Here is a 24,678-nt window from a genome sequence, read left to right as displayed (position 1 = left end):
GTAGCGCCTCGCGACCGCCCGTCCGGACGAAAGCGCCATAACCACCCAGAAGCCGCAGGCTGGCGGGGGCGGGTCAGCGGAGCGGGTCGAACGGGTCCAGCTCGCCCGGACGGCGCCCGATGGCGATCATCTCCGCGAGGAGGCTTCCGGTGGCCGGGCCGAGCGTGATGCCCCACATGCCGTGGCCGCCCGCGGCGAACACCCGCGGCGACCGGGTGGCGCCGATCAGCGGCAGGCCGTCGCGGGTGCAGGGCCGCGACCCGACCCACTCGTCCCGCCGGGCGTCGAGGTCGGCGCCGCGCAGCAGCGGGCGCGCGGCCTCGACGATCGCCCGGATCCGGCGCGGGTCGAGCGGCGCCTCGGGGCGGCGGAACTCCATCATCCCGGCGACGCGGAGCCGGTCGCCGAGCGGCGTGCAGGCGACCCGCTGCGCGGGGAAGTACACCGGACCGTCGGGGACGCGCTCCATCGGCACGCTGAAGCTGTACCCGCGGCCCGCCTGGACGAGCGCGCCGACCCCGAACCGCCGGGCGAGGCCGCCGAGCCACACGCCGCTCGCGAGGACCACCGCGTCGAACGTCTCGAAGTCGCTGCCGCCCGTGCGGACCGCCACCCCGCCCGGCTCGTCCCGGACGTCCGTCACGTCCGCGCCCGCGCGGATCTTGCCGCCGCGGTCGCGGACCGAGTCCGCGAGGGCGTGCACGAACACGCCCGGGTTGATGAAGCGCTGCCCGCGCAGCAGGATCGCCGCGCCGATCTCCCCGGACAGGGCGGGCTCCACCCGGCGCGCCTCGTCGCCGGTCAGCACCTCGTACTCCAGCTCCTGGCCGGCCGCGCGGATGTGCTCGATCTCCTCCAGCAGGACGCGCCGCTCCTCCCGCGTCCGGTAGGCGGCGAGGAACGACCCGGCCTCGCTGGTCTCCGCGCGGACGCCGCCGTCCAGCAGCGCGTCGAAGCTCGGCAGCGCCCGCCCGTTGATCGGCACCAGCGCCTCCATCGCGCGCCGCCACCGCGCCGCCGTGCTGTTGCGGGCGAACCCCGCGAGGAATCGCAGCAGCCGCGGGTTCGCGCTCGGCGGGACGTAGACCGGCGACGACGGGCTGAGCACCGCGCGCACGCCGTAGGAGAGGACGGCCGGTTCGGGCAGCGGGGTCGCCAGGCCGGGGGTCAGCCACCCGGCGTTGCCCCAGGACGCCCCGGCCGCGACGTCCCGCCGGTCGAACACGGTGACGTCGTCGCCGTGCTCCTGCAGGAACCATGCGGTGGACAGACCGACCATGCCGGCACCCACGACGGCGACTCGGCGCGCCATGGCCTCTCCTCTCCTCGTGAAACGGGTCACTTCGATGGTGATGCGTCCGCGAGCCGAAACCCCTGTCGTGTTCGGACAATCGAGAGGTCCACCATGATGCGAAGCGCACAATGGGAAGCGAGAGGGGAGAACGCATGATCAGCGTGAGCGGCCTGGTCGACGCGCTGGGCCCGGGCCTGCTGCGCCTGGTCGCGCCCGGCCGCGACGCGCAGGTGCACGACGTCGTCCTGGCCGAACCCGGCGAGGCCGCCGGGCAGCCGGGAGAGATCGTCCTCGGCGCCGGGGTGGCGGACCCGGCCGCCGCCGTCGCGCTCCTGGAACGCGCCGGTGCGGCGGGGGCGAGCGGCGTCGTGTTCAAGTCGCCCCTCGCCGGCGCCGCCGAGGTGACCGCCGCCGCGCGCCGCCTCGGACCGGCGCTCGTCGAACTCCAGCGGGACGCGTCCTGGACGCACGTCATCTGGCTGGTGCGCGGCGCCGTCGACCGCGCCCACGCCCCGCTCCCCGGACCGTCCGGCCCGCAGGACGACCTGTTCGCCCTGGCCGACACGGCCGCCGAGATCGCCGACGCCCCGGTGACGCTGGAGGACGCGCGCTCCCGCGTCCTCGCCTACTCCGGCCGCCAGGACAGCACCGACCCGGCCCGCGTCTCCACGATCGTCGGCCGCCGCGTCCCACCGCAGGTCATCGCCCATCTGCGCGCCTCCGGGGTGTTCCGCAAGCTGGCCCGGTCGAGCGACCCGGTCCTCGTCCCCGCCGGCCCGGACGGCATGCTGCCCCGCCTCGTCATCCCCGTCCGCGCCGGCGGCGAGTGGCTCGGCTCGATCTGGGTCGTGGCGCGCACGGCGATCTCCCCCGACCGCGTCCGGCGCCTGGCCGAACTGGCGTCCGTCCTGGCCCTGCACCTGCTCCGCCTCCGGGCCGAGGCCGGAGTCGCGCGCCGCCTCACGGCGGACCAGGTGCGCGCCGCCCTCCAGGACGGCTCCCAGCCCGTCCCGGCTCCGCCGCCCTGGCGCGTGGTCGCGCTCGGGAGCCAGGCCGGGACCGAGGACGTCCGCCGGCGCCTCGACCTCTGGGACGCGATCACCCGCCGCTACGGCTGGCACCGCCCCCTCCTCACCGACCTCTCCGGCACGATCTTCGCGGTCCTGGCGGAACCGGGACGCGACACCGCCGAGTCCGGAACGATGCCCTGGCTGCGCCACGTCCTCACCCGCGCCCGCGCCCACGACCGCACCCTGTACGCGGCGGCGGGCGGCCCCGCCCACTCCCCCGCCGACCTGCTCCGCTCCCGCACCGAAGCGTCCGAACTCGCGTCCCTCGTCGAGTCCGGCGGCCTCGCCCCCGGCACCGTCCTCCTGGAGGACGCCTGGGACGCCGTGGTCGTCGAACGCGCCCGCAAGGCAGTCGGCACCGACCCGCTGGGCGGCCCCCTCCCCGCCCTACGCGCCCACGACGAGAAACACGGAACGTCCTACCTCCCGACCCTCGCCGCCTGGCTGGACCACTACGGCGACCCCAAGGGAGCCGCCCAGGCCTTGGCCGTCCACCCCAACACCCTCCGCCACCGCCTACGCCGCATGAACGAGGTGACCGCGGTAGACCTCTCAACCCCCCAAAAGCGCCTAGCCCTCCGCCTCCAACTCACCGCTCTGGAGCCCCGGCCCTAGCCCGCGCGTCAGCACCGTGTCCCCATCGCCAGCTCGCCGACGGCGTGACCGCTCGGCTTCGATGAGGAAGAGCAGCGGTCAGCCATGGAAGGAGTTCGCGGTGGGCAAGCACGACGAGAAGAAGGAAGGCGATGGCAGGTGGGACAAGCCGATCCCGCCGCCGGACCGCGGGAACCCGCCCGGTGGCGGTAAGCATGAGAAGGGCAAGTAGTGGCCGACCTCGCGAAGCACTCGGCCCGGCTCGTCTCCGAACTGGTCGGTTCGGGCGATCTGACTCCGGAGTGGCGCGCGGCCTTCGAAAAGGTCGCGCGGCACTGGTTCATCCCTGACACGGTGTGGGTGCAGGACGGTGGGCCGCTGGTGCCGGTGGACCGGGGCGATGACGAGGCCGCGTGGATGGAGTTGTGCTACCGCAACGACTTCGTGGTCACGCAGGTGGACGACGGTGTTCCGGCCCTGCCCGGTCGGGTCGGCCACGAGATCACCAGCTCGGCCAGCCGCCCGGACGTGGTCGCCCAGATGCTGGCGGCCCTGCACGTCGAACCGGGCATGTCGGTCCTGGAGATCGGCACCGGCACCGGCTGGAACGCCGCGCTCCTGGCCGAACGCCTCGGACCCGACCGGGTGACCTCGGTCGAGGTGGATCCGAAGGTGGCCGACTACGCCCGGCACGCCCTGCGGGAGGCCGGCTACAAGGTCAACGTGGTGCCCGGAGACGGCGCACTGGGACACCCGCCGGATGCGCCGTTCGACCGGGTGATCGCAACAGCCGCGGCCGCTCGGGTGCCCTACGCATGGGCGGAGCAGACCCGGCCCGGCGGCCAGGTCCTGACGCCATGGGCGACCGACTTCCACAACGGCGCGCTCGTGTCGTTCGCGGTATCGGGGGATGGCTCCATGCGCGGCCGGATCGTGGGGAACGTGTCGTTCATGCGCCTGCGAGCCCAGCGCGGCAAGCGGGCTTCGCTGGACGACGACATGCGCGGCACCGCAGGCGCGCGGCAGGCGTTCACACGCCTGCACCCCTACCAGGTGCTCGGCGAGTACGACGCCTCGCTGGCGATCGGCCTCAAGGTACCGCGCTGCAAACCGGTCGTCACCCACCACGATGGCGGGGCGTACACGGTGTGGCTGATCGATCCGTGGTCAGGGTCATGGGCCGCCGTGGACCACGAGCCCGGCGCGGAGAGGTTCCCCGTCCGCCAATCGGGCGACCGCGGCCTGTGGGACGAGGTGGAAGCGGCCTTCCACTGGTGGGATGCGCTGGATCGTCCCGCCGCAGACCGGTGGGGCCTGACCGTCCGCCCGGAGGGCCAGCACATCTGGCTGGACGCCGAGGAGCACCGCATCAGGCGATGACCGCGACTGCGGACGTGCCGCTCCGGACGAAGAGAGCCGGTCCCACGCCGCGAGGGCGTGGGAACCGGCCGGATGGTGCGCAGCCCTTGGTCCGGGCTGTTGATCAGAAGCCGTCAGCCCTGGTAGGGCAGCTGGCTGTTGGCCTGGTGGACGCCCTGCGTGGCGTCGGCCGCGTTGTCGCGCGCCGCGTCGTACTGCTCCGGGGTGGCCTGACCCTGCGCGAGCGCCTTGGCCGTGGTGGCCAGGTCGGCGTGCGCGGTGTCGGACGTGGCCTCCGCCGCGATGTGCGCGTTCTGGGCGGCGCTCTGGTTACCAGACATATCTGGGTTCCTCTTTTCGTTGTTCCTCTGGTGCGGCTCTCATCGGCCGCAGCCGCTACCGTTCGCCGAAACACCCGAGCCGCAGTCTGATGAGGACTCCGGCCTGATGGAGCACCGCAGAACACCAGGTCACGGGCTTCACCTGTGCCAAAGATCACCCCGGGTCGGCGCCGCGACGGGGCGCCGCACGAGTTTCGCGGGGGTCAGGGGGTGAGGTGTTCTCTCAGGCCGGGCGGCCATGCCTCGACGTCCCGGTTCACCAACGACTCGGCGTGCTCAACGGGCCCCTCGACCCGGAAAAGCACGATCCGTCCCTCCGGCTCTGGGGCGTGCACGGTCCGGTGCACGATCTTCGCGGCGTCGAACGGGAAGTCCCAGTGCACCAGCCGGCCGTACATCTGACCGTCGGCCACCAGTTCGGATCGCCCCACCCACCGGCTCCGCGGGCTGCGCACCACCGCACGGAGCAGGAAGCTCCCCTCGTGCGGCCAGCCCGGATCGGACTCGTCCACGATCACGGCCGATCCCGTCCGCAGCCGCAGCGGCTGCGTGACGGCCTCGGTCAGGGCCTCCAGCAGGTCCTCATCCGCCACCGTGATCCGCTCGACGAGCGCTGCCGCTTCCACGGCGTCCACCTGGCCGTACACGTCGTAGAAGGAACCCGCGAGGCCCTTGGCGAGCGCGGGATGCAGCGCCGGGTCCTCGGCCGCCTCCTGGAACACGTGGTGCTTGGCTTCCCAGGGCACCGGGCCCGCGCCGCTGATCAGACGGTCCCAGTGGGATCGCGGCATCTGGAGGGTCAGCGCCGTGAAGACCTGCGCCGCCTCGGACGATTCGAAGTAGTCGACCCAGAGCCCGTACTCGGCCGACTCCGCCACGGGGCCTGGACCGTGCACCAGCATCGCGGCGAACTGGCGCACGATCCAGTCCTGGAGGACGTGGTCACCGTTTGACCAGCACATTCGCAGGTACATCAGGATCCCGTAGGACGGGAATCTCTGGTGCAGCAGGACCCAGATCGCGGCAGCCTCGGCATCCGTTCCGAAATCCAGCGCGTGCGGGTCGAACTCGGCGTGGACGTCCGCGAACTCCAGCGCGAGACCCACATCGGTGTCGACAGAGAGCCGGTTCAGCCCGATGCCCGCGAGTTCCCGGTCCCACCGGGGAGTCCCGATCCGTGGAGGGGGCGATGTCGGCTCTGCCATCCCGCAAATCCTCTAGTCATCCAGGCCGAACAGCGCGGACACCCGCCGCACCAGGTTTTCCTCAGTGACCGAGGAATCCACCTCCAGCACGTGCAGGCCCAGGTGGCGGGTCTGTTCGGTGAGCCGGTCGGTGAACATCGCGTCGCGCTCCAGGACGTTCTGAAGGGCTCGCTCCGGGTCGCCGGTCTTGGCGATGAATCCCCATTCGCGACCGCCGCGGGCGTCGAACACCGCCTTGCGGAACTCGGGCGTGGGCAGCAGCCACACCGCCTGGCTCTCCCTTGCCAGAAGCGGCAGGACGAGGCCGGGCAGCAGCCGGAAGCCCTCGACCACCACAGGCTGGTCGGCGGGAAGCCCCAGAAGATCCTCGACGATCAGCTCGAACCCCTCCCCCCGGTACCAGTGGAAGTTGTCGAGCATCGCGCGGGGACTCCGGTCCACCCATCGCTGATCCATGGTCATGGCCGCGAACTCGCGCAGGTAGGGCGACTGCCTCGGCGGCATGCGGCGTGCATGGCCGGGCATGGCCGCGTCCGTGTCGAACAGGCGCATCCCATGCCGGTCGGCGAGCCTCCTGGCGATGGTGGACTTACCACTCCCGCTACCGCCGCCGATCCAGAAGACGTGCCCCAACCGCTCCCGCACCCCGGTGAGCGAAGCACCGCCGTGAGCGCTGCGCGACTCGTCGCCGCCGTTGTCTTGCCGCACCCGCGCGCTGCGGTTGCGCCGCATAGGGCCGCCCCCGGTTGCCTTCGTCCTGCCGTCGATCAGCCGAATCTTTATACCGTGGGCCGCCCGCGAAATCTTCACCTGGCACACGGCGCCCACGCAATGGACAGGTCGCTGACCTGGATAAACCAGCAACGCGTGTGGACTGGGACGACATCGGCGTATCGCCCCACAACGAGCGACGTCCTGGAAATGCGGTCGCTCAGGTGGCGGTCAGCGCACGCAGTTCTCGCGCCGCCGGTAGGACACGCGCCCGCTCGGGGAGAGCGTCCAGCACGCGGACTCCCAGAGGGAGGGTGCCGGCGGCCACGAAGTCAGGGTGGTCGTGGAGTGTCTTTATCGCCTGCTGCAAGCCCTCTGCGATTTCTCGCCTGCGGACGAGAGCTTCGGCTTGCATCAGCACGAGGTTTTTGCGCGGAACGAGGGAGCCGGGCGGGTAGAGAGATATCGCCCGCTCCAGGACGACAGCTGCCCGAGAATCGCCGGTACGGGTCAGTACGTATGACTCCGTCCAGCGGAGTTGGCTCTCGCGGAATGCCAGAGCGGTCTGGGCTCCGTCGGGCAGTCGACCAGCTGTTTCCTTCACCTTGTTCAGCGAGGCGAGGGCGGTGCGCTGGTCTCCTCGGTCTGCGGCCAGGTAGGAACGCGCGGCGTAGGCGCGGGCCAGGCCGGGAGAGGGGACGCCATCAGCGATCTGGACGGCCTCGTTCACCAGGTCGGACACGAATTCGTCCGAACCTGGGCTCCAGAAGGCGTCTTGCGCCGCCCGGCCGCGGGTCCATACGCGGAGATCGCGATCGCCGGACGCGTCCGCGGCGCGGCGTGCGGTGGCCCAAGAGACACGGGCGGAACGTTGTTCACCGGCGTCGCCCAAGCCGATCGCCAGCAGGCCGGACAGGCTCGCGCTGACCCGCAGAAGCCCGACCCGTATGTGGGGGTCGTGCGTTCGTTTCAGTTGCCGTCCCACAGTGATGATGTCGGCCGTCAGGTCACCGACCAATGCTCCGGGTGGCCGGAGCACGAGCCGCTGTCCGTAGTCGTGCACAGCCCGTTCCCATTCGTCCACGTTCGGGCCGTGACCGGTCGCGCGGTCGATGTCCGCGAGGATTTCTTCGATGGTGCCCGGCGGGATCGCTGTTCCGGCGCCCAGGGCGGCGAGTAACTGGAGTGCTGCGCGGCGTTTCACGTCGTCGGTCCCATCGTCGGGAGTGGCGCTCGGCTCTTTGGTACCCGCCGGGGTGTCGGGGGATTCATGGCCGAAGAGGTCCTTCTCCTCCAGACCGAACGCGGTGGCGTAGGCGGAGCCCCAGTCGGCCGGGAAGACCTCGCCCTTCTCGTGGCGGTTGATCTGCCGGGAGAGGTTCTTGACCTGGCTCGTGTCGGGGTGGTCGATTCCGGCGGCGGCGTAGAGGCGGCGGGCGGCCTTGAACGGGCCCCAGCCGCGGGCGCGGCGTTCGGTTTCCAGGCGTACCGCCCATTGCGGGCGCGGCTGATCAGTCATTCGGGCGGGCACCCTTCGACCAGGGGACTTGTGTCCCTCCTACAGCCCCATTGTCGCCTTTCTCGTTCCGTGCGCGCACGGTTTCACTGAGTTATGCGGGGCCATGCGCGGCCCGCGAGAGACCGGAGGTGGAGGCGATGGACGGGCTGAGAAGCGCACTGCTGCGGCGGGGCGGCGTCACGCGGGCGAGCCGGGTGGCGCGGACGTACGTGTGGAAGTTGGAGGAGCGGTCGCCGGGGGCGGCCCGGCGGGCGGTGCGGGACGTGTTGGGCGGGTGGGGCGTCGCCGAGACCGACATCGATGTGGCGGTGCTGCTGACGTCCGAGGCCGTGACGAACGCCGTGCGGCATGTGCGGGACGATCTGCGGGCCGGCGGGGTGGTCAAGGTCCGGGTGCGGGTGATGGACGGGCTGCTGCGCGTGGACGTGACCGATCCGGAGCCGGGTCTGCCTCGGGTCGTGGCGGCGTCCGACACCGACGAGGGGCATCGGGGCATGGCCATCGTCGCCGCGTCCGCCGATCGGTGGGGCTGGCATCCGGGGCCGGGGGGCGGCAAGACGGTGTGGTGGGCGCAGGTCCTGGAGCGCCGGGGATCGGCGGTCCCGGGCCGAGACGAAGCCGCGAAGGCGCGCAACGAATAGCCTCCACGAGACGAAAACACGCAACGAAATGCCAGGTCAGAGCAAGATTGACGCATTGGATTGCAGGCCCGGGGTTCTTAGGCTTTCGCTGAGCCTGTTCCTCTTCTGTCCCTGGAGACATCCATGACCGTCATGCCGGCGATGGAGCCGACCGCCGTCCGGACCGCGCTGCGGCGGCACTACCTGATGTGCCGTCCGGACCACTTCGCCGTCACCTACGCGATCAACCCGTGGATGGACCCGGTGGCCGGTGCCGAGGCGGCGAAGGCCGTGGCGCAGTGGGAGGAGCTGCGGGCGGCGTACGTCGCGCTCGGGCACGAGGTGAGCCTCATCGACCCCATCGAGGGGTTGCCCGACATGGTGTTCGCGGCCAACGGGGCGCTGGTGGTCGGCGGGCGTGTGTACGGGGCGAAGTTCACGCATCCGGAGCGGTACGCCGAAGGGCCCGCCTACGCGAAGTGGATGCTGGCAAACGGGTTCTCCGAGCTGCTGGAGCCGCAGCACACGAACGAGGGCGAGGGCGACTTCCTCACGCTCGACCACGTCATCCTGGCCGGGACGGGGTTCCGGACGGAGATCGCCGCACACCAGGAGGCGCAGGAGTTCCTCGGCCGCCCGGTGGTGACGCTGCGGCTCGTCGACCCGCGCTTCTACCACCTGGACACGGCGCTGTTCCCCCTCGGCGGCGACAACGTGGCGTACTTCCCCGGCGCGTTCTCCCCCGGGAGCCGGGCGGTGCTGGAGCGGCTGTTCCCGGACGCGGTCCTCGCGGACGAGGCGGACGCGGCGGTGCTCGGGCTCAACGCCGTATGCGACGGGCGCAACGTCGTCATCAACGCCGAGGCGCTCGGGCTGATCAACACGCTGCGGGTGCACGGGTACGAGCCGCTGCCGGTCGACCTGTCGGAGCTGCGCAAGGCGGGCGGCGGCCCGAAGTGCTGCACCCTGGAACTCCGCTCCTGACCGGCGGGGAGCTGCGCTCCTGAGCGTCAGGCGCTTCCTCCCGATGGATGGAGCGACAGAGCGCTCGCCTGCGACGACGATGCGCCGGGCCGGGCGGCCCTGTCGACCAGGGCCGCCCGGCCCGGCGGCTGTTCAGCACGGGGTCCGGTCACCACCAGGCGGTGCACTCCGACCGGTCATCGGTTCGCGAGCAGGCGCGGAACCGCAGGGGTGAGTTCTTCTCCGTGCGGGCGGCCGGGGTGGAGACCTCCTGGCCGTCGGCGCCGACCACGAACGGGCCGCACTGCAGCCACCGGCCGCCGCCTCGGGTGACGTCCAGCCAGACGGCGTCCCCCCGCTTGGTCTCACGGCCGATGTGCGCCCAGCCGTGCTGGATGCCGTTGATCCTGCCGACGCGCAACTGCACCCGGCGAGCGCTGCGTTCCCCCACTCTGTACCACAGCGGGGCGAAATCGAAGGCCGCACCGGGCTTCCACCAGCCGGCGCAGTCGGCGGGGGACGCCTGCTGAGGCACGGCCGGAGCCGACGGTGTGCGGGATGCCGCGGCAGGCACCACCGCCGCAGAGGTCGTGGCCAAAGCGACGGCCAGAACGCTGACTGTCTTCCTCAAGGGTCGTCTCCTGTCTCCGAGCGGTCGTGACGCGGGGCGTTGGCTTTCGCTCCCACGATCCGACTACTCTGAGCACCGAGACAAGCTCATGGCGTGACCATGCCAGTGGCTGACGAATCAACGATTCGCCCTCCTAGTCGGCGAGGGCGAGGCGGCGCCGGGCGAGGGTGCGGGTGCGGAGGACGCCTGCCACGCCGATCGCCCAGATGCCGATCTGGACGGTCCAGGCCGCCCGGAACGCTCCAGGGGTGAACTCGCCCCCGGGTGACAGGGCGTCCAGGACGAATCCGATCAGCAGGATCGTGACGAGCGAGGCGACGAAGCCGCCGATGTTGACGATGCCGGTGGCGGTGCCCTGCCGTCCGGGCGGGTTGAACGTCCGGGCGTAGTCGAAGCCGATCATCGAGCCGGGGCTGCCGGGCGCGACGCACAGCACGAGCAGGACCAGCAGCCAGGGCGGCGCGGGAGGCGGCACGGCGAGGACGGCCGCCCACGCCGTCGCGTTGAGGGCGACGATGCCGAGGACGAGCCAGGAGCGGCGCAGCGGGTAGCGGGCGACGAGACGTCCGATGAACGGGCCGGACACGACGTTGACCAGCACGAACAGCGTCAGCAGGGTCGAGGCGGTCGCGGGGCGCAGGCCCTGCCCGGACACCAGGTACGGGAAGCCCCACATCAGCGCGAAGGTGTTGGACGAGAACTGCGTGACGAAGTGCGACCAGAAGCCGAGGCGCGTGCCGGGGTGGCGGAACGCCTCGACGAGGTTGGTGCCGGTCTCGCGCAGGGACGGGACGTCCGCGCGGCCGGGGCCGCCGCGCAGGACGGCGACGGCGAGCACTGCCATGAGGGCGCCGAGCGCTGCGGCGGAGCCGAACGCGGTGCCCCAGCCGGGGCCGTGCAGGAGGGCGACCAGGGGGATCGCGCTGAGCACCTGGCCGAGCTGTCCGAGCTGCCCGGTGAGCTGCGTCACGACCGGGACGTAGCGTCCCGGGAACCAGGTCGCGACGATGCCGAGGACGCTGATGAACGTCATGGCGTCTCCGGCGCCGACCATCACGCGGGCGGCGACGGCCGTCCCGACGCCGGTGGAGACGGCCATGAGCGCCTGGCCGCCGGCCATGAGCAGCGCGCCGCCGGCGACCATCCAGCGCGGGCCGACGCGGTCGAGCAGGAGTCCGACGGGGATCTGCAGGCCCGCGTACACGAGCAGTTGCAGGACGGTGAAGGACGCGAGGATCCCGGCGGACGCGTCGAACCGGTGCACCGCGTCCAGGCCGGCGACGCCGAAGGACGTCCGGTGCAGTACCGCCACGGCGTAGGCGAGGACGCCGACGCTCCACAGCACCCACGCCATGGGGGCGGGCTTCTGACGGGCAGGGGTTTTCTGGGGAGTTTGGGCGGTCTGCACGTTCACCCAATGTATGTCACGCCCGTGGGCGTCATGACCGGCGGGGCTTAGCGCGCAGGTGCATTCGCTCACCCTGCGGGCCGAACAGGCTGAGCACCTCGACCGGCCCGCCCGCGCCGCCGAACCAGTGCGGGAGCCGGGTGTCGAACTCGGCCGCCTCCCCCGGCTCCAGCACCATCTCGCGGCCGGCGAGGTGCAGGCGCAGGCGCCCGTTCAGCACGTAGAGCCACTCGTAGCCCCCGTGGGTGCGCGGCTCGGGCGGCGGGATCCGCTCGGGCACGACCATCTTGAACGCCTGGACGCCGCCGGGCCGCCGGGTCAGCGGCAGCACGACCATGTCGTGCATCCGCAGCGGCCGCGGCCTGATCCGCGGGTCGCCGACGGCCGGGGCGCCGACCAGCTCGTCCAGCGGGACCTGGTGGGCCTGGGCGAGCGGGAGCAGCAGTTCCAGGCTCGGCCGCCGCTTGCCCGACTCCAGCCGCGACAGCGTGCTGACCGAGATGCCGGTGGCCTCCGCGAGCGCGGTGAGCGTGACGTTCCGCTCCTGCCGCAGCCTGCGGAGCCTCGGCCCGACCCCGGCCAGGACCTCCTCGGTCGTCTCCATGCCCTCATTGCAGGATCGGCAAAGAGGTTTGTCAAATCCGGAAGGCGTCGCGCACGCTCGGGGCATGACCGAACGAGACGTACTGATCATCGGCGGCGGGCCGGCCGGGCTGAGCGGCGCCCTCGTCCTCGCCCGCGCCCGCCGCTCCGTCACCGTCGTCGACGCGGGCGAGCCGCGCAACGCCGGGGTCGACCACATGCACGGCTTCCTCACCCGGGACGGGATGCCGCCCGCCCGCCTGCTGGAGACCGGCCGCACCGAGGTGCGCGGCTACGGCGGCGAGATCGTCGAGGGGACGGTCGCCCGCGCCGAGGAGGGCTTCGTCCTCACCCTCGGCGACGGCGCCCGGTTGCGGGGCCGCCGCCTGCTGGTCACCACGGGCGTGACCGACGTCCTGCCGGACGTCCCCGGCCTGCGGGAGCGGTGGGGCCGCGAGGCGCAGATGTGCCCCTACTGCCATGGCTGGGAGGTCCGCGACCAGCGGATCGCCGTGCTGGGGACGTCGCCGAACTCCGTCCACCAGGCGCTGCTGCTGCGCCAGTGGTCGCCCGACGTGACGTTCGTCGCGGACACCCCGCCGGCGGGCGAGGACGCGGCGCGCCTGGCCGCGCGCGGCATCCCCGTCGCGCCGGGCGGGGTGCGGCGCGTCGTCGTCGAGGACGACCGGCTCACCGGGCTGGAGTTGGCGGACGGTTCGGTGCTCGGCTGCGACGCCGTGTTCCTCGCGCCGACGTGGGTTCCCAAGGCCGGGCCGCTGACCGACCTCGGCTGCGAGACCGGCGAGGACGGCTTCGTGAAGACCGACCCCACCGGGCGGACCAGCGTCCCCGGCGTGTGGGCGGCGGGCAACGTCGTCGTCCCGTCCGGCCAGGTCATCATGGCGGCCGCGGCCGGGGCGATGGCCGCCGCGATGATCAACGCCGACCTGGTCGAGGAGGAGGTCGCGCGCGAGCTCAGCGTCTCGAAGTCCCGGCCCACTTCGCTCGCCTAGCGGCTGTGTTTCCACGTCCCGGCCCACTTCGCTCGCCTGGCGGCTCGCTACGTGACCGTGCCTGGGCGAACGCGGCATCGCTTCGCGATCTGGCCGGTGCCGCTCGCCTCCGGCTTCGCGGCACCGGCCAGGTCACGCGTTCGCGCGCATGGCCGAGGCCACTTCGAAACCCGTCCTAGGCTCGGGGTGTGACGGATGAGGGAGCGTGGCGGCGGGAGCGGGCGGTGCTGAATGCCGGGCGCGGGCGGTTCGGCGAGGTCGCGGACGGGCTGTACCCGGACGTGCCGCGCGTGGCGGGCACGCCGCTGCTCTGCCGGGACGCCTGGATCCCCGCGGCGCCGATCCCGTTGGAGGAGATCCGGCTGGAGTGGGAGGCCCACCCCGTCCCGCCCGCGATCGCCGACCCGGACGACGGGCTCCCGGACGGGTACCGGACGTACGCGGAGGCCGTCGCCGCCCTCGCCCCGCCGAAGGTGTTCGAGGACCGTCCGAGCTACCGGCTGGTCGCGGCCGAACCGCCGGTGCTCCGGCTCGGCCCCGCCCGCTACTTCGACGCCGTCAACGTGGGCGAGTCCGTGGCACACGAGCTGGCCGCCGGGGTGGCCGGGCTACCGCTGCGCGACCAGATCGGCGACCCGTGCGACCTGTCACGCAGGCCCGCGCTGCCCGCCGTCACCACGGTCACCGTGACCACGTCCGGGCGGTACGTCCTGCACCGGCGCGACGCCGCGAAGGTGGCGCACGCCGGCGGGCTCTACCAGGTGATGCCGGTCGGGGTGTTCCAGCCGCTCGGCGACGAGCCGCCTGATCTGTGGCAGTGCATGGTCCGCGAGTACGCCGAGGAGTTTCTCGGCGCCGACGAGGACTACGGCGACGACTTCGTCCAGGACGACTGGCCTTTTCACCAGGCGATGACCTCCGCCCGCGACGAGGGACGCCTCCGGGCGCACTTCCTGGGGCTCGGTGTGGACCCGCTGACGTTCGCGCTCGACCTGCTGACCGTCGTCGTCGTCGACGACGCGCTGTTCGGCGGGCTCTTCGGGGACCTCGTCGCGGTCAACGACGAGGGCGAGGTGTCGATGGCGCCGTTCGGCGGGCCCGTGCCCCGGCCGATGCAGCCGGCGGGAGCCGCCGCGCTGGGCCTGGCGCGGCGGCACCGGGCGGCCCTCGGGCTGTAGCGGCCTCATTCGCGGCAGAGCGAGCGCAGCTCGTCGAGCGCGTCCACCAGGTGGTCGATGATCTCCGAGGGGTCGGGGATGAGGTCGCGGCAGGCGACGATGCCGACGTCCACCTTCCCGTCGTAGGAGAACACGGTGATGTTCAGGCCGCCGCTGACGTCGGTGATGACCGAGATCGGGTAGTAGCCGAGCACCTTCGCGCCGCACAGGTACAGCGGGAACTGCGGGCCCGGCACGTTGGAGATGACCAGGTTGATCGGGCGCAGCGACACCACCGGCGCGGCCTGCAGCGCGAGCCGCGTGACCGCCGCGGCGAACGGCGCCGGGAGCAGCCCGCTCATCTCCCGCACCCAGCTGCCCGACGAGCCGGTGAACCGCCGCTTCGCCACGTCCAAGTCGCGCTGGACGGCGGTGTACCGGTCGGCGGGGTCGGGCAGGTGCGTGGCGAGCGGCGTGGTCATGATCGAGACCTGGTTGCCCGGCTCCGCGGAGGCGCCCGCGCCGCGCCGCAGCGACACCGGCACGGCCGCGACCAGCGGGCGCTCGGGCAGCTCGCCGCGCTTGTCGAGCCACTGCCGCAGCGCCGTCGCGCACAGCGCCATGACCACGTCGTTGACGCTGCCGCCGAGGGCCCGGCGGATCTCCTTGATGTCGGCGAGCGGCAGCTCGCCGCACGCGACCGCGCGGCGCCGGCCGATCGGATGGTTGAACGGCGTCGGCGGCGCGCTGACCCGCGGCGCCCTCGGCACCTCCGGACGGCCCAGCGCCCCCTGCATCCACGACGACATCCGCCCGACGCCCGGGAGGGACGACAGGCCCGGGACCTCGTCCAGGTAGGGGGCGGTGCGCACCGCCGACACCGCCGACCGCACCGGATGCAGCACGGTGCGGAGCAGTCCCGTGCCGAGCATGCTCGCCATGCCGGGCGCGCGGGCCGGGACGGTCTCGTCGGCGGGCAGGTCGCGGGGCTCGGGCGTCAGGTCGAGCAGGGCGGCGAGCGTCTCGGCGGCCATCACGCCGTCGATGGCCGCGTGGTGCACCTTCACGTAGACGGCGGTCCGGCCGCCGGCGAGGCCCTGGATGAGGACCATCTCCCACAGCGGGCGGGACCGGTCGAGCGGCTGCTCGTGCAGCATCGCGACCAGGTTGGCGAGCTGCCGGTCGCTGCCGGGCTCGGGCAGCCCGAACTCGGAGATGTGCCGCTCGGGCTCGAAGTCGGGGTCGTCCTCCCAGTACGGGTTGTCCAGGCCGAGCGGCACCTGGACGAGCCGCTGCCGCAGCGGCCGTGCCGCGAGGTGCGCACGGGAGCGGATCAGCTCGGCGACGTGCGGGACGGTGAGCCGGCCGCCGGGGCACGTCCCGGGGTCGACGATGCCGAGCCCGGCGATGTGGGCATGGGTCGTCGCGTTCTCGGCATGGAGGAAGGTGGCGTCCACGGTGGTCAGCTGGGTCATGCTCTCTCGTCCGTCCGCTCGTCCTGCGCCGGCTTACTCTCTAGGAGTTATGCGCTGGAAGTCCGCAGGTCAATGAAGGCCGCCAGGAAGTAACAGCGACTTAACGGGACGTTTCACCCAGTTCATCGACCACTTTTCTCGGCGCTGGAGAACATTTGCCCGCGTCCCGACCTGATGTGGTCAGAAAACTTCACAAGGCTGATCAAGCAGGCAATCATCCACCGACGCAAAGATCATCGCACTAGGCTCGTACCCCATGACGGCACGACCACTCTCGGAGATCGTCGAAGCGGGATGGGCGGCCGCGCTGGCCCCCGTCGCCGGGACGATCGCCGCCGCGGGCGACTGGCTGCGCGCCGAGGTCGCCGCCGGGCGCCGCTACCTGCCCGCCGGGAACCACGTCCTGCGCGCCTTCACCCAGCCCTTCGACGACGTGCGCGTCCTCATCATGGGGCAGGACCCCTACCCGACGCCCGGCCACCCCGTCGGCCTCAGCTTCTCGGTCGCCCCCGACGTCCGGCCGCTGCCCGGCAGCCTCGTCAACATCTTCCGCGAGTACTGCGACGACCTCGGCCACCCGCAGCCGTCCAACGGCGACCTCACCCCGTGGACGCAGCAGGGCGTGTGCCTGCTCAACAGGTCGCTGACCGTCATGCCGGGCAAACCGGGCTCGCACCGCGGCAAGGGCTGGGAGGAGGTCACCGAGCAGGCCATCCGGGCCCTCGCCGCCCGTGACCGCCCCCTCGTCGCCATCCTCTGGGGCCGCGACGCCCGCAACCTCAAGCCGCTGCTCGGCCGCGTGCCCTGCGTCGAGTCCGCACACCCGAGCCCCATGTCGGCCGACCGCGGCTTCTTCGGCTCCCGCCCCTTCTCCCGCGCCAACCATCTCCTGGAACAGCAAGGCGCCGCCCCGGTCGACTGGAAGCTGTGTTAGCCCAGGGGGGCGACCCCCTGGAACCCCCGTTGCGAGCCGGGCGATCCTCACGCCACGGTGCGGGTTTCCGTGCCCGTGCGGGCTGGTGTCGTGTCGCTGCGGTCGCCCGGCTCGACGGGTCGTGCGACCTCCAGGCGCCAGAGCGCCTTCCGGCCACCCGACCCGCGCTCGTGACTGAGGCCTACTTCACTCCTGGGGGAGCTTTCGGAGGAAGAGGGCGAATTCGCCGGCGCCCTCGGTCGCGGCGTCCGGGGAGAGGGGGGTGAGGCGGCGCTCGCCGTGGCTCCAGTAGACGCCGGGAGCGCAGGGGTCGTCGGCGTTGGCGTGCATCTCGCGGACGACGTCGGCGAATATCGGCAGGACCTCGCGGACGGCCGTGGAGGTGATCGGGTAGAGCAGCAGCGTGCTGTGGCAGGGGACGCCGACCAGTGCGCCGTGCTCGTTCTGCCTCGGCACGAACTGGTGGACCTCGCTGAGCAGCGCCGACACGTAGCGGCTGCCCGGCTTGCCGACGACGCGGACGTTGCGGCCCGGCAGGAGCGGCTGGTCGTGCACGGACACGTCGGCCAGCTCGCGGTCGTGGGTGTTCGTCATCACGTAGCCGAGCTTGTGCAGGCCGAGCAGGCCCGCGCGGGCCTTGGTGAGGGGGCCGCCGTAGCGGGGGTGCTCGATCATCACCATGGCGTCGAAGTGGTCGCCGGCGGGGACGACGACGAGGCCCTCGCGGTCGCGGGGGTCGAGCTTCGGCACGATGCGCAGGCGCAGCAGCTCGCGGACGTCGCCGAACAGCTCCATCTCGCCGACGGCGAGGAACGCGCGGTCGCCGACCTCGCGGACCCACTCGTCCACCACCTGCGGCCACGTCGAACGCGGCTCGCGGGCGCAGCGCTCCAGCACCGTCCAGCTGGAGGCGCGGGCCTCCGACCGGCCCACGGGCAGCACCACCTCGGAGGTGCCGTGATCGAACCAGGCGCTGGGCGCCAGGGCGGGCAGCACGTCGCGGATGAGCGCGTGCACGTCCGCCGCCGCGTCCAACGGTTCCATGGGGCTCATCCTCCCTCAGCCTTCGGCGGATCAGTTGCACACCCACCTTCTCAGAGTTGGGCCCGGTTGTGCGATGCATCGCGATCCCCGCCTCACACTCGCTGATCAGGAGTTGCTCAAGTACGGTGCCTACATGCGCGAACTCGTGTACCCACCGGTGATCAAGACGGCTCTCGGCGTGTTCAAGGCCCTGAACATCAGAATCCGTCTGGAAGGGACCGACCAGATCCCCGCCACCGGCGGCGCGGTGCTCGTCAGCAACCACGTCAGCTACCTCGACTTCATCTTCGCGGGCCTCGCCGCGCACCCCGCGGGCCGGCTGGTGCGGTTCATGGCGAAGAAGGAGATCTTCGACAACCGGATCGGCGGGCCGCTGATGCGCGGCATGCACCACATCCCGGTCGACCGCGACGCGGGCGCCTCCTCCTACGCGGCGGCGCTCAAGGCGCTGCGCGGCGGCGAGATCGTCGGGGTGTTCGCCGAGGCGACGATCAGCCGCTCGTTCACGGTGAAGGACATCAAGAGCGGCGCGGTGCGGATGGCGGTGGCGTCCAAGACGCCGCTCATCCCGGTCGCGCTCTGGGGCCCGCAGCGGATGTGGACCAAGGGACGCAAGCGCCGGCTCCTGCAGCGCAACGTGCCGGTGACGATCATCGTCGGCGAGCCCATGTACCCCAAGCGCGGCGACGACTACGAGCAGGTCACCCGTGACCTGCACGCCCGGATGGCGGAGCTGCTGGAGAAGGCGCAGCGCGAGTACCCCGACGTCCCGCGCTCGGACGAGACGTGGTGGCAGCCCGCCTACCTCGGCGGCTCGGCGCCGACGCCGGAGGAGGCCGAGAAGCTCGACCTGGAGGAGGCCGAGGCGCGCAAGGCCGCCCACGCGGAGCGCGAGGCGACGCGCGAGGCCAAGGAGGGCGGCGGCTCCTGACCCGCGGGCCCGGCCCCCGCGTGCCCTGCTAATTCGGTGGACGCGGGGCGCCGCCGGGCGTGATCATCGATGCCATGACCATGTCGCAGGAGAGGCCGCAGGAGGTCCTGCATCTGATCGAGCCCCGGGAAGGCGCCGACGCGCCGGAGCCCGCGCTGCCCGTGGTCTTCAACCTGTCCGACAACAACTCCCCCGCCGACGTCATGGACGTCCTGTCGCTGCGCCCGTTCGCGTCGGGCGAGCAGCCCTGGTCGCGGTCGACGCGGCTGGAGAACGTCCGGGCGGAGGCGCCGCTGCGCCCCGGCGACGCCAGGCTCGTGCGGGTCGCGCACGAGAAGGGCAAGGAGTCGGTGCTGGCCGAGGGCGACGGCTGGACGCTGCTGAGCAACCGGTGGAAGAGCGGCATCGCCTACGTCGCGGTGTCCGCCGTGACCGACGAGCTGGCCGAGACCGTCCTCGCGGCGTCGGTGAAGGACGCGACCGAGCCGCCGAAGGTGGACGAGACCAGCGTCGAGATGGGCTTCTGGCACATGGGGTCGCACGGCCCCGTCCGCAGCGAGCGCGCCATCACCGCCGACGCGTGGGAGGACATCCGGCGCAACTACACCGCGCCGGTCGCCGAGGCGCTCGACTCGGTGATGAAGCTCACCCGCGAGGAGGTCTCCGGGCGGCTGCTGCTCCTGCACGGCCCGCCCGGCACCGGCAAGACCACGGCGCTGCGCGCCCTCGCGCGCTCCTGGAACGACTGGTGCCAGTCCGACTGCGTCCTCGACCCCGAGGCGCTGTTCGGCACGCCGAGCTACCTGATGGAGGTCGCGGTCGGCGACGACGAGGACGAGAACCGCCGCTGGCGGCTGCTCATCCTGGAGGACTGCGACGAGCTGATCCGCGGCGAGGCCAAGCAGTCGACGGGCCAGGGCCTGTCGCGGCTGCTCAACCTCACCGACGGGATGCTCGGCCAGGGCCGGGACGTGCTGGTGGCCATCACCACCAACGAGGACCTCGCCATGCTGCACCCGGCGGTGGTCCGCCCCGGCCGCTGCCTCGCCCAGATCGAGGTGGGCCGGCTCACCCGCGCGGAGTCGCTGTCCTGGCTGGACGGCACGGGCGTGCCCGCCGCGGAGATCGGCGCCGACGGCGCGACGCTCGCCGAGCTCGCGGCGCTGCGCAAGGGCGAGAAGCGTCCCGAAGGTCAGGACGCTCCTTCCACCGCCACCGGCTTCTACCTCTAGGACGCCTTCCGCAGGGCCTGTTCGATGTCGGCCCAGAGGTCGTCCGGGTGTTCGAGGCCGACCGACAGGCGCACCGTTCCCTCGCCGATCCCGGCGGCGGCGAGGGACGCGGCGTCCAGCTGCCGGTGGGACGTGCTGGCCGGGTGCATGACGAGGGTCGCGATGTCGCCGAGCGACGGGCCGAGCGAGACCAGCTCGACGGCCTCGGAGAAGGTCCGGCCGGCGTCGCGGCCGCCGTTCAGCTCGAACGCCAGAACGCCGCCGGCGCCGTCCGGCAGCAGCCTCCGGGCGATCTCGTGCTGCGGGTGGTCCTCCAGCCCCGGGTAGTGGACGCGGGTCACCGACGGGTGGCCGTCCAGGCGGCGGGCGATGTCGAGCGCGGACTCGCTCTGCCTGGCCACGCGCAGCGGCATGGTCGCGAGGCCCCGGACGGTCAGCCAGGACGCGAACGGGTCGGGGGTGGAGCCCAGCTCGACGGCGTGCTCCCAGACCCGCCGGTGGACGGACGAGTCGGCGAAGACGGCGGCGCCGCCGATCGTGTCGCCGTGCCCGCCGAGGTACTTCGTCGTGGAGTGGACGACGATGTCGGCCCCGTGCTCGATGGGCCTGCACAGGAGCGGGGCGAAGGTGTTGTCGACGACGGTCAGCACGCCCGTCCCGCGGACGGCCTCGGTGAACGCGGGCAGGTCCGTCACGTGGGTGGTGGGGTTGGCGACCGTCTCCAGATAGAGGATCTTCGTGGTGTCGCGCAGGGCGTCGCGCACCTCGGCCGGGTCGTCGCCGGAGACGAAGGTGACCTCCACGCCCCAGCGCGCGGCGAGGTCCTGGAGCAGCGCGTGGGTGCCGCCGTAGAGGGCGGCCTGCGCGATGACGTGGTCGCCGCTGCGGAGCAGTCCCATCAGGACCGCGTTGATCGCACCCATGCCGGACCCGGTGGCGAGCGTTCCGGAGCCGCCTTCGAGTTCGGTGAGCGACTGCTCCAGGGCGCGGACGGTCGGGTTGGCCATCCGGGCGTAGAAGAACGCCTCGTCGGGGCCCTGGAACGCGGCGGCCAGCGCGTCGGAGGCGTCGAAGGAGAACAGGTGGCCCTGGTAGATCGGGACGCCGAGCGGGCGGCTGCCCTCGGGGACGATCACGGGCGGGTGGACGGCTCGGGTCTGCGGGTGATGTGCGGTCATGGTCCCAGCGTGCGGCGGGATCGGCCCGGCGGAAACGGCCAATCGCGACCAGTGGCCCGGTGCGCCCCCCGGCTCATGCTCGTGCTCGCACCGCGCCGGACCACCGATCCGGCCGGAGGACCGGCTCCCGGGTCGGCCGGTACGGTATCGCCCGCCGGCTCGCCCACCCCGCAGGGGCGAACCGGCGGTCGAAGCCGTCCGAACCGGGGAACAGAGAGCGGCGTCCCTCGACCGGAGACACGATCATCGCCCGCGGAGGGGCCCGCCCGCCATCCGGGGGATCACTGGCATTTCGCGGGGGCACCACGTACCCGCCGCCCGTCGTCCTACGGGGTGGCCCGGGCGAACAGCCTCCGGTACACGCGCCGCAGACCGTGGAGATCACTGACGGGCTCGGCGAACGGGAGCCGCACGTCGAACGACGACGGCGCGTCCGGCGGGGGCGCGGAGCAGCGCAGCCACATGCCGTACCGGTCGAGCCCGAGCGGCCGGACCGGCCCGGGCGGGACCGACCGCGGCAGCAGGCGCGGCAGCTCGCCGCGGTGGGCGGAGTCCAGATGCGTCAGTATGCCCGCCTCGACGGCGACGAACGGGTCGGGCGCGGCGGCCGCGTACTCCTCGGGCTCCAGGGTGGCGCTCCCCCAGGCGTCCTCGACCTCGACCTGGGCGGCTTCGAGGGCGAGGATCGTCCATTCGCGCCGGCCGTCCCGCTCGGCGCCGAGGTCGAGCAGTTCGGGACGCGGGTGCGCGTGCGAGAGGCGCAGCGCGGCGGCGCGCGTCTCGCCGTCCGGCACCTCGCTCAGCCAGCCGTGCAGCCAGGCCCGGCCCCGGACGCGGTCCGGCAGCGGCACCGGGGCGACGTCGCTGATCCGCAGCGTGGCGGGCACGTCGTCCTCGCCGGCCAGGGCCGCCGCGATCGGCGCGTCCGCCCGGACGAGCAGCAGCGGCCTGCCGTCCCGGTCGGTGGTGTGCGCCGGGACGGGGGCGTAGGGGACGCCGGGTGCGACGAGCACGCCGTCCGCGACGCCGTAGGCGAGGGTCCGCGCGCGCTCCGCCGCCGTGGGGCCCTGGATGGTCTGCCTGGACTGCGTGGTCTCCGCTCGCGGCACCGTGCCTCCTTGACGTATCAGGTTAGGCTTACCTAACTTAGGCTTACCTAATCATCAAGGAGCGTGATGAACAACCCCCGTCCCAAGGTGCGGCTCTCGCGGGCCCTCGGCATCCCCCTGACGCCGAAGTGCGTGAAGTACTTCGAGGCCCGCCCCTACCCGCCCGGCGTGCACGGCCGCGCCCGCAAGCAGGAGAGCGACTACAAGGTCCGGCTCCGCGAGAAGCAGCGGCTCCGCGCGCAGTACGACATCCGCGAGGCGCAGCTCCGCAACGCCTTCGACAAGGCCGCCCGGACCGGCGGCAAGACCGGCGAGGCCCTGCTCGTCGACCTCGAACGCCGGCTGGACGCGCTCGTCCTGCGCGCCGGGTTCGCCCGGACGATCTACCAGGCCCGCCAGTTCGTGGTGCACCGCCACGTGCTGGTGAACGGCCGCCGCGTCGACCGCCCGTCCTACCGGCTGCGGCCCGGCGACGTCATCACGGTCGCCGAACGGAGCCGCGCGATGGTCCCGTTCCAGGTCGCGGCGGCCGGCGGGCACGCCGCGGAGGTCCCGCCCTACCTGGAGGTCCGGCACGACGCCCTCGCCGCCCGGCTCGCCCGGCTGCCCGAGCGCGCGGAGATCCCGATCATCTGCGACGAGCAGCTCGTCGTCGAGTACTACTCCCGCTAGCGCAGGTCACCGAGTTCCTCGCGGGCGGTGGTGCGCAGGAGGCGCAGCGCGTCCACGAGGACGCGGCGCTGCTCCTCGGTGAGGGGGCCCGCGAAGTGCGCGCGGAGCGTCTCGGCGTGCACGCGCAGGGCCTCGTCCAGCTTCGCCGTCCCGGCCGGGGTCAGCGCCACGTTCTGCCGGCGCCGGTCGTCCGGTGCCGGCTCGCGGCGGACGAGCCCGGCCTCCTCCATGCGGTCGATGATGCGGGTCATACCGCCGCTGGTCAGGATCAGCTCGCCGGCCAGCCCGCCCATCGACACCGCGCACTCCCCGCCCGCACTCGACAGCCTGAGCAGCACCTCGAAGACCGCGTGCCGAATGCCGCAGCGGCGCTCCAGCTCGCGGCCCGCGATCCGCTCCAGCACCGACGCCGCGCCCAGCAGCGCGCCGAACTCGTGCACCAGCGCGTCCGGGACGGCCGTGCCCTGCCCATCCTGCTCCGTCACGATCGACATGATGCCCCGCCTCCGTCCCCGTGGCCCCGTCATCGGCACGACGCGGTCACCGGCATAACGCGCGAACGCCCCGCACGGCTTCCGTGCGGGGCGTTCGCGTCGCCGCCGGCGAGGCCGGACCTCGCGGCCTCAGTTCTTCGGCTTGCCGGTCTTCTCCGCCGCGGGCGACTTCGACGCGCCGCCGCTCGGAACCGTCGGCAGCTGGTTCTGCTGGTTCTGGTTCTGGTCGTTGACGCCCGACGCGTACTGCTTGGTGACCTTCCACGTCCCGTCGATCTTGGCGAGGGCGAGGCGGAGCAGCGTAGCGGGAGCCGCGGTCGCGCCGTCCTTGGTCCGGACGTCGATGTCGACCATGACGACGGCCGTGGCGAACCTGCCGTCCACGGTGCCCACGAAGACCTGGTTCGTCTTGGACGTCAGCGACAGCTCGGGGTTGTTCTTGAACGTCTCGCCGAGGCTCGGGAGCGTGGTGCTCTTGAAGCTCTCCAGCAGGTCGCCGCCCATGAGCTTCTGGGCCTTGCCCATCTGCGTCTGGTAGTTCTGCGCGTTGTAGTTGAGGGCCACGTCGCCGTAGGCGGACGCGACCTTGCTCACCGCGTCCCGCTCGTCCTGCTTGGACGACAGGGAGCTCGCGCTCGTCCACTGCCAGATCGCCAGGCTCGCCAGCAGGGCGACCAGGACGACCACCACGACCGCCTGCACCACGGTGAGACCGAAGATCCCCGGCCGGGCCTCCGAGGACGCCGCGGCGTTCGGACGGGCCGGAGCCTTCTTCGGCGCCTCGACCTCTTCCTCCGCCTCGCCCTCCGGCGGTTCGAGGCGGGTCGGGCGCGGCCTGGGCTTGGCCGCCGGCTTGGCGGGCGCCTTGGCCGCGGGCTTCGCCGCCGGACGGGCGGGGGCCTCCTCGTCCGGGGCCTCCTCGTCTTCGGCGTCGAGCGCCTCCAGGACCTCGTCGAGGTCCTCGTCGTCGATGACCTCGATGACCCGTACCCGGCGCTTGCGCTTGGCGGCGGGCCGGGCGGGCCGCCGCGCGGCCTCCGGCTCGGCGGCCTCGGTCTCCTCGGGCGCCTCCTCGGCCGGGACCGCCTCGACCTCGTCGGACTCGCCCTTGGTGGTCTTGGCTGTCACTTCGGATACTCCTC

At 72.5% G+C, this 24,678-nt stretch carries 24 protein-coding genes; 10 read left to right on the top strand and 14 right to left on the bottom strand.

Going from position 1 to position 24,678, the window contains the following annotated elements:
- Positions 1-73: 73 nt before the first annotated feature.
- Positions 74-1,312, bottom strand: a complete 1,239-nt coding sequence (locus BJY14_RS29350; protein ID WP_179846562.1) for an NAD(P)/FAD-dependent oxidoreductase — start codon at positions 1,310-1,312, stop codon at positions 74-76.
- A gap of 134 nt (positions 1,313-1,446) precedes the next feature.
- On the opposite strand from BJY14_RS29350, the gene BJY14_RS29345 reads away from it, so the two are divergent.
- On the top strand, positions 1,447-2,979 hold the full coding sequence (locus BJY14_RS29345) for a PucR family transcriptional regulator (protein ID WP_179846561.1): 1,533 nt from the start codon (positions 1,447-1,449) through the stop codon (positions 2,977-2,979).
- Between the two features lie 210 nt (positions 2,980-3,189).
- Positions 3,190-4,338, top strand: a complete 1,149-nt coding sequence (locus BJY14_RS29340; protein WP_179846560.1) for a methyltransferase domain-containing protein — start codon at positions 3,190-3,192, stop codon at positions 4,336-4,338.
- A 113-nt stretch (positions 4,339-4,451) separates the two neighbouring features.
- On the opposite strand, the gene BJY14_RS29335 is transcribed toward BJY14_RS29340, so the two are convergent.
- The 4 genes from BJY14_RS29335 to BJY14_RS29320 form a co-directional block, all read right to left on the bottom strand.
- Entirely contained in the window at positions 4,452-4,658 is a 207-nt protein-coding gene (locus BJY14_RS29335) for a hypothetical protein (protein WP_179846559.1), read from the bottom strand.
- A gap of 203 nt (positions 4,659-4,861) precedes the next feature.
- The gene (locus tag BJY14_RS29330; protein WP_179846558.1) at positions 4,862-5,863 is read right to left on the bottom strand and encodes a hypothetical protein; all 1,002 of its coding nucleotides are present in this window, start codon (positions 5,861-5,863) and stop codon (positions 4,862-4,864) included.
- A gap of 12 nt (positions 5,864-5,875) precedes the next feature.
- Entirely contained in the window at positions 5,876-6,595 is a 720-nt protein-coding gene (locus BJY14_RS29325; protein ID WP_179846557.1) for a shikimate kinase, read from the bottom strand.
- A 199-nt stretch (positions 6,596-6,794) separates the two neighbouring features.
- Complete coding sequence (locus BJY14_RS29320; RefSeq protein WP_246396152.1) at positions 6,795-8,093, bottom strand: XRE family transcriptional regulator; 1,299 nt, start codon at positions 8,091-8,093, stop codon at positions 6,795-6,797.
- Between the two features lie 137 nt (positions 8,094-8,230).
- Between BJY14_RS29320 and BJY14_RS29315 the strand changes: the two genes are divergently transcribed.
- Both BJY14_RS29315 and ddaH read left to right on the top strand, forming a co-directional pair.
- Positions 8,231-8,734: an ATP-binding protein gene (locus BJY14_RS29315; protein WP_179846556.1), complete on the top strand. Its 504-nt coding sequence runs from the start codon at positions 8,231-8,233 to the stop codon at positions 8,732-8,734.
- A 123-nt stretch (positions 8,735-8,857) separates the two neighbouring features.
- Positions 8,858-9,697: a dimethylargininase gene (gene ddaH, locus BJY14_RS29310; RefSeq protein ID WP_179846555.1), complete on the top strand. Its 840-nt coding sequence runs from the start codon at positions 8,858-8,860 to the stop codon at positions 9,695-9,697.
- A 148-nt stretch (positions 9,698-9,845) separates the two neighbouring features.
- Here the strand turns inward: ddaH and BJY14_RS29305 are convergent, their stop codons facing one another.
- From BJY14_RS29305 to BJY14_RS29295, 3 genes are all read right to left on the bottom strand, one after another.
- Positions 9,846-10,211, bottom strand: a complete 366-nt coding sequence (locus tag BJY14_RS29305) for a hypothetical protein (protein ID WP_179846554.1) — start codon at positions 10,209-10,211, stop codon at positions 9,846-9,848.
- Between the two features lie 229 nt (positions 10,212-10,440).
- The gene (locus BJY14_RS29300) at positions 10,441-11,661 is read right to left on the bottom strand and encodes an MFS transporter (protein WP_179846553.1); all 1,221 of its coding nucleotides are present in this window, start codon (positions 11,659-11,661) and stop codon (positions 10,441-10,443) included.
- A gap of 85 nt (positions 11,662-11,746) precedes the next feature.
- Complete coding sequence (locus BJY14_RS29295) at positions 11,747-12,319, bottom strand: helix-turn-helix domain-containing protein (RefSeq protein ID WP_179846552.1); 573 nt, start codon at positions 12,317-12,319, stop codon at positions 11,747-11,749.
- 64 nt (positions 12,320-12,383) lie between these two features.
- On the opposite strand from BJY14_RS29295, the gene BJY14_RS29290 reads away from it, so the two are divergent.
- Together BJY14_RS29290 and BJY14_RS29285 are read left to right on the top strand one after the other, a co-directional pair.
- Positions 12,384-13,310, top strand: a complete 927-nt coding sequence (locus tag BJY14_RS29290; RefSeq protein WP_179846551.1) for an NAD(P)/FAD-dependent oxidoreductase — start codon at positions 12,384-12,386, stop codon at positions 13,308-13,310.
- Positions 13,311-13,498: 188 nt separating this feature from the next.
- Positions 13,499-14,488, top strand: coding sequence for a transcriptional regulator (locus tag BJY14_RS29285; protein WP_179846550.1), 990 nt, complete (start codon positions 13,499-13,501; stop codon positions 14,486-14,488).
- Between the two features lie 5 nt (positions 14,489-14,493).
- Here BJY14_RS29285 and BJY14_RS29280 read toward each other — a convergent pair whose 3' ends face one another.
- On the bottom strand, positions 14,494-15,942 hold the full coding sequence (locus tag BJY14_RS29280) for a WS/DGAT/MGAT family O-acyltransferase (RefSeq protein WP_179846549.1): 1,449 nt from the start codon (positions 15,940-15,942) through the stop codon (positions 14,494-14,496).
- A 256-nt stretch (positions 15,943-16,198) separates the two neighbouring features.
- Between BJY14_RS29280 and BJY14_RS29275 the strand changes: the two genes are divergently transcribed.
- Complete coding sequence (locus tag BJY14_RS29275) at positions 16,199-16,876, top strand: uracil-DNA glycosylase (protein WP_179846548.1); 678 nt, start codon at positions 16,199-16,201, stop codon at positions 16,874-16,876.
- Positions 16,877-17,062: 186 nt separating this feature from the next.
- On the opposite strand, the gene BJY14_RS29270 is transcribed toward BJY14_RS29275, so the two are convergent.
- Entirely contained in the window at positions 17,063-17,920 is an 858-nt protein-coding gene (locus BJY14_RS29270) for a hypothetical protein (protein ID WP_179846547.1), read from the bottom strand.
- A 133-nt stretch (positions 17,921-18,053) separates the two neighbouring features.
- On the opposite strand from BJY14_RS29270, the gene BJY14_RS29265 reads away from it, so the two are divergent.
- Positions 18,054-18,851 carry a lysophospholipid acyltransferase family protein gene (locus BJY14_RS29265; protein WP_179846546.1) on the top strand — a complete coding sequence of 266 codons (798 nt, stop codon included), beginning with the start codon at positions 18,054-18,056 and terminating at the stop codon, positions 18,849-18,851.
- A gap of 74 nt (positions 18,852-18,925) precedes the next feature.
- Positions 18,926-20,083: a DUF5925 domain-containing protein gene (locus BJY14_RS29260; RefSeq protein WP_312879464.1), complete on the top strand. Its 1,158-nt coding sequence runs from the start codon at positions 18,926-18,928 to the stop codon at positions 20,081-20,083.
- On the opposite strand, the gene BJY14_RS29255 is transcribed toward BJY14_RS29260, so the two are convergent.
- Positions 20,080-21,261, bottom strand: a complete 1,182-nt coding sequence (locus BJY14_RS29255; RefSeq protein WP_179846545.1) for a trans-sulfuration enzyme family protein — start codon at positions 21,259-21,261, stop codon at positions 20,080-20,082. The two genes, BJY14_RS29260 and BJY14_RS29255, sit on opposite strands and share 4 nt — an antisense overlap.
- 326 nt (positions 21,262-21,587) lie before the next feature.
- Positions 21,588-22,370 (bottom strand): DUF2470 domain-containing protein, encoded by a 783-nt coding sequence (locus BJY14_RS29250; RefSeq protein WP_179846544.1) that lies wholly within the window; start codon positions 22,368-22,370, stop codon positions 21,588-21,590.
- Between the two features lie 66 nt (positions 22,371-22,436).
- On the opposite strand from BJY14_RS29250, the gene rpsD reads away from it, so the two are divergent.
- Complete coding sequence (gene rpsD, locus BJY14_RS29245; RefSeq protein ID WP_179846543.1) at positions 22,437-23,042, top strand: 30S ribosomal protein S4; 606 nt, start codon at positions 22,437-22,439, stop codon at positions 23,040-23,042.
- Here rpsD and BJY14_RS29240 read toward each other — a convergent pair.
- Together BJY14_RS29240 and BJY14_RS29235 are read right to left on the bottom strand one after the other, a co-directional pair.
- Entirely contained in the window at positions 23,039-23,527 is a 489-nt protein-coding gene (locus tag BJY14_RS29240; RefSeq protein ID WP_312879463.1) for a MarR family winged helix-turn-helix transcriptional regulator, read from the bottom strand. The genes rpsD and BJY14_RS29240 overlap by 4 nt on opposite strands.
- A gap of 138 nt (positions 23,528-23,665) precedes the next feature.
- On the bottom strand, positions 23,666-24,664 hold the full coding sequence (locus tag BJY14_RS29235) for a hypothetical protein (protein ID WP_179846541.1): 999 nt from the start codon (positions 24,662-24,664) through the stop codon (positions 23,666-23,668).
- Positions 24,665-24,678 lie beyond the last annotated feature (14 nt).

Source organism: Actinomadura luteofluorescens (assembly GCF_013409365.1).
Lineage (GTDB): Bacteria > Actinomycetota > Actinomycetes > Streptosporangiales > Streptosporangiaceae > Spirillospora > Spirillospora luteofluorescens.
The sequence above is the reverse complement of the archived record's forward strand: the minus strand, read 5'-3'. Positions and strand labels throughout refer to the sequence as shown.

What these genes read in the sequence shown, in the direction of transcription:
- BJY14_RS29325 (WP_179846557.1), bottom strand. Translation starts at nt 6,595, where the DNA reads ATGCGGCGCAACCGCAGCGCGCGGGTGCGGCAAGACAACGGCGGCGAC.
- BJY14_RS29300 (WP_179846553.1), bottom strand. Translation starts at nt 11,661, where the DNA reads ATGGCGTGGGTGCTGTGGAGCGTCGGCGTCCTCGCCTACGCCGTGGCG.
- BJY14_RS29265 (WP_179846546.1), top strand. Translation starts at nt 18,054, where the DNA reads ATGCGCGAACTCGTGTACCCACCGGTGATCAAGACGGCTCTCGGCGTG.
- BJY14_RS29290 (WP_179846551.1), top strand. Translation starts at nt 12,384, where the DNA reads ATGACCGAACGAGACGTACTGATCATCGGCGGCGGGCCGGCCGGGCTG.
- BJY14_RS29295 (WP_179846552.1), bottom strand. Translation starts at nt 12,319, where the DNA reads ATGGAGACGACCGAGGAGGTCCTGGCCGGGGTCGGGCCGAGGCTCCGC.
- BJY14_RS29345 (WP_179846561.1), top strand. Translation starts at nt 1,447, where the DNA reads ATGATCAGCGTGAGCGGCCTGGTCGACGCGCTGGGCCCGGGCCTGCTG.
- BJY14_RS29330 (WP_179846558.1), bottom strand. Translation starts at nt 5,863, where the DNA reads ATGGCAGAGCCGACATCGCCCCCTCCACGGATCGGGACTCCCCGGTGG.
- BJY14_RS29335 (WP_179846559.1), bottom strand. Translation starts at nt 4,658, where the DNA reads ATGTCTGGTAACCAGAGCGCCGCCCAGAACGCGCACATCGCGGCGGAG.
- rpsD (WP_179846543.1), top strand. Translation starts at nt 22,437, where the DNA reads ATGAACAACCCCCGTCCCAAGGTGCGGCTCTCGCGGGCCCTCGGCATC.
- BJY14_RS29275 (WP_179846548.1), top strand. Translation starts at nt 16,199, where the DNA reads ATGACGGCACGACCACTCTCGGAGATCGTCGAAGCGGGATGGGCGGCC.
- BJY14_RS29270 (WP_179846547.1), bottom strand. Translation starts at nt 17,920, where the DNA reads ATGGAACCGTTGGACGCGGCGGCGGACGTGCACGCGCTCATCCGCGAC.
- BJY14_RS29315 (WP_179846556.1), top strand. Translation starts at nt 8,231, where the DNA reads ATGGACGGGCTGAGAAGCGCACTGCTGCGGCGGGGCGGCGTCACGCGG.
- BJY14_RS29260 (WP_312879464.1), top strand. Translation starts at nt 18,926, where the DNA reads ATGACCATGTCGCAGGAGAGGCCGCAGGAGGTCCTGCATCTGATCGAG.
- BJY14_RS29320 (WP_246396152.1), bottom strand. Translation starts at nt 8,093, where the DNA reads ATGACTGATCAGCCGCGCCCGCAATGGGCGGTACGCCTGGAAACCGAA.
- BJY14_RS29280 (WP_179846549.1), bottom strand. Translation starts at nt 15,942, where the DNA reads ATGACCCAGCTGACCACCGTGGACGCCACCTTCCTCCATGCCGAGAAC.
- BJY14_RS29350 (WP_179846562.1), bottom strand. Translation starts at nt 1,312, where the DNA reads ATGGCGCGCCGAGTCGCCGTCGTGGGTGCCGGCATGGTCGGTCTGTCC.
- BJY14_RS29255 (WP_179846545.1), bottom strand. Translation starts at nt 21,261, where the DNA reads ATGACCGCACATCACCCGCAGACCCGAGCCGTCCACCCGCCCGTGATC.
- ddaH (WP_179846555.1), top strand. Translation starts at nt 8,858, where the DNA reads ATGACCGTCATGCCGGCGATGGAGCCGACCGCCGTCCGGACCGCGCTG.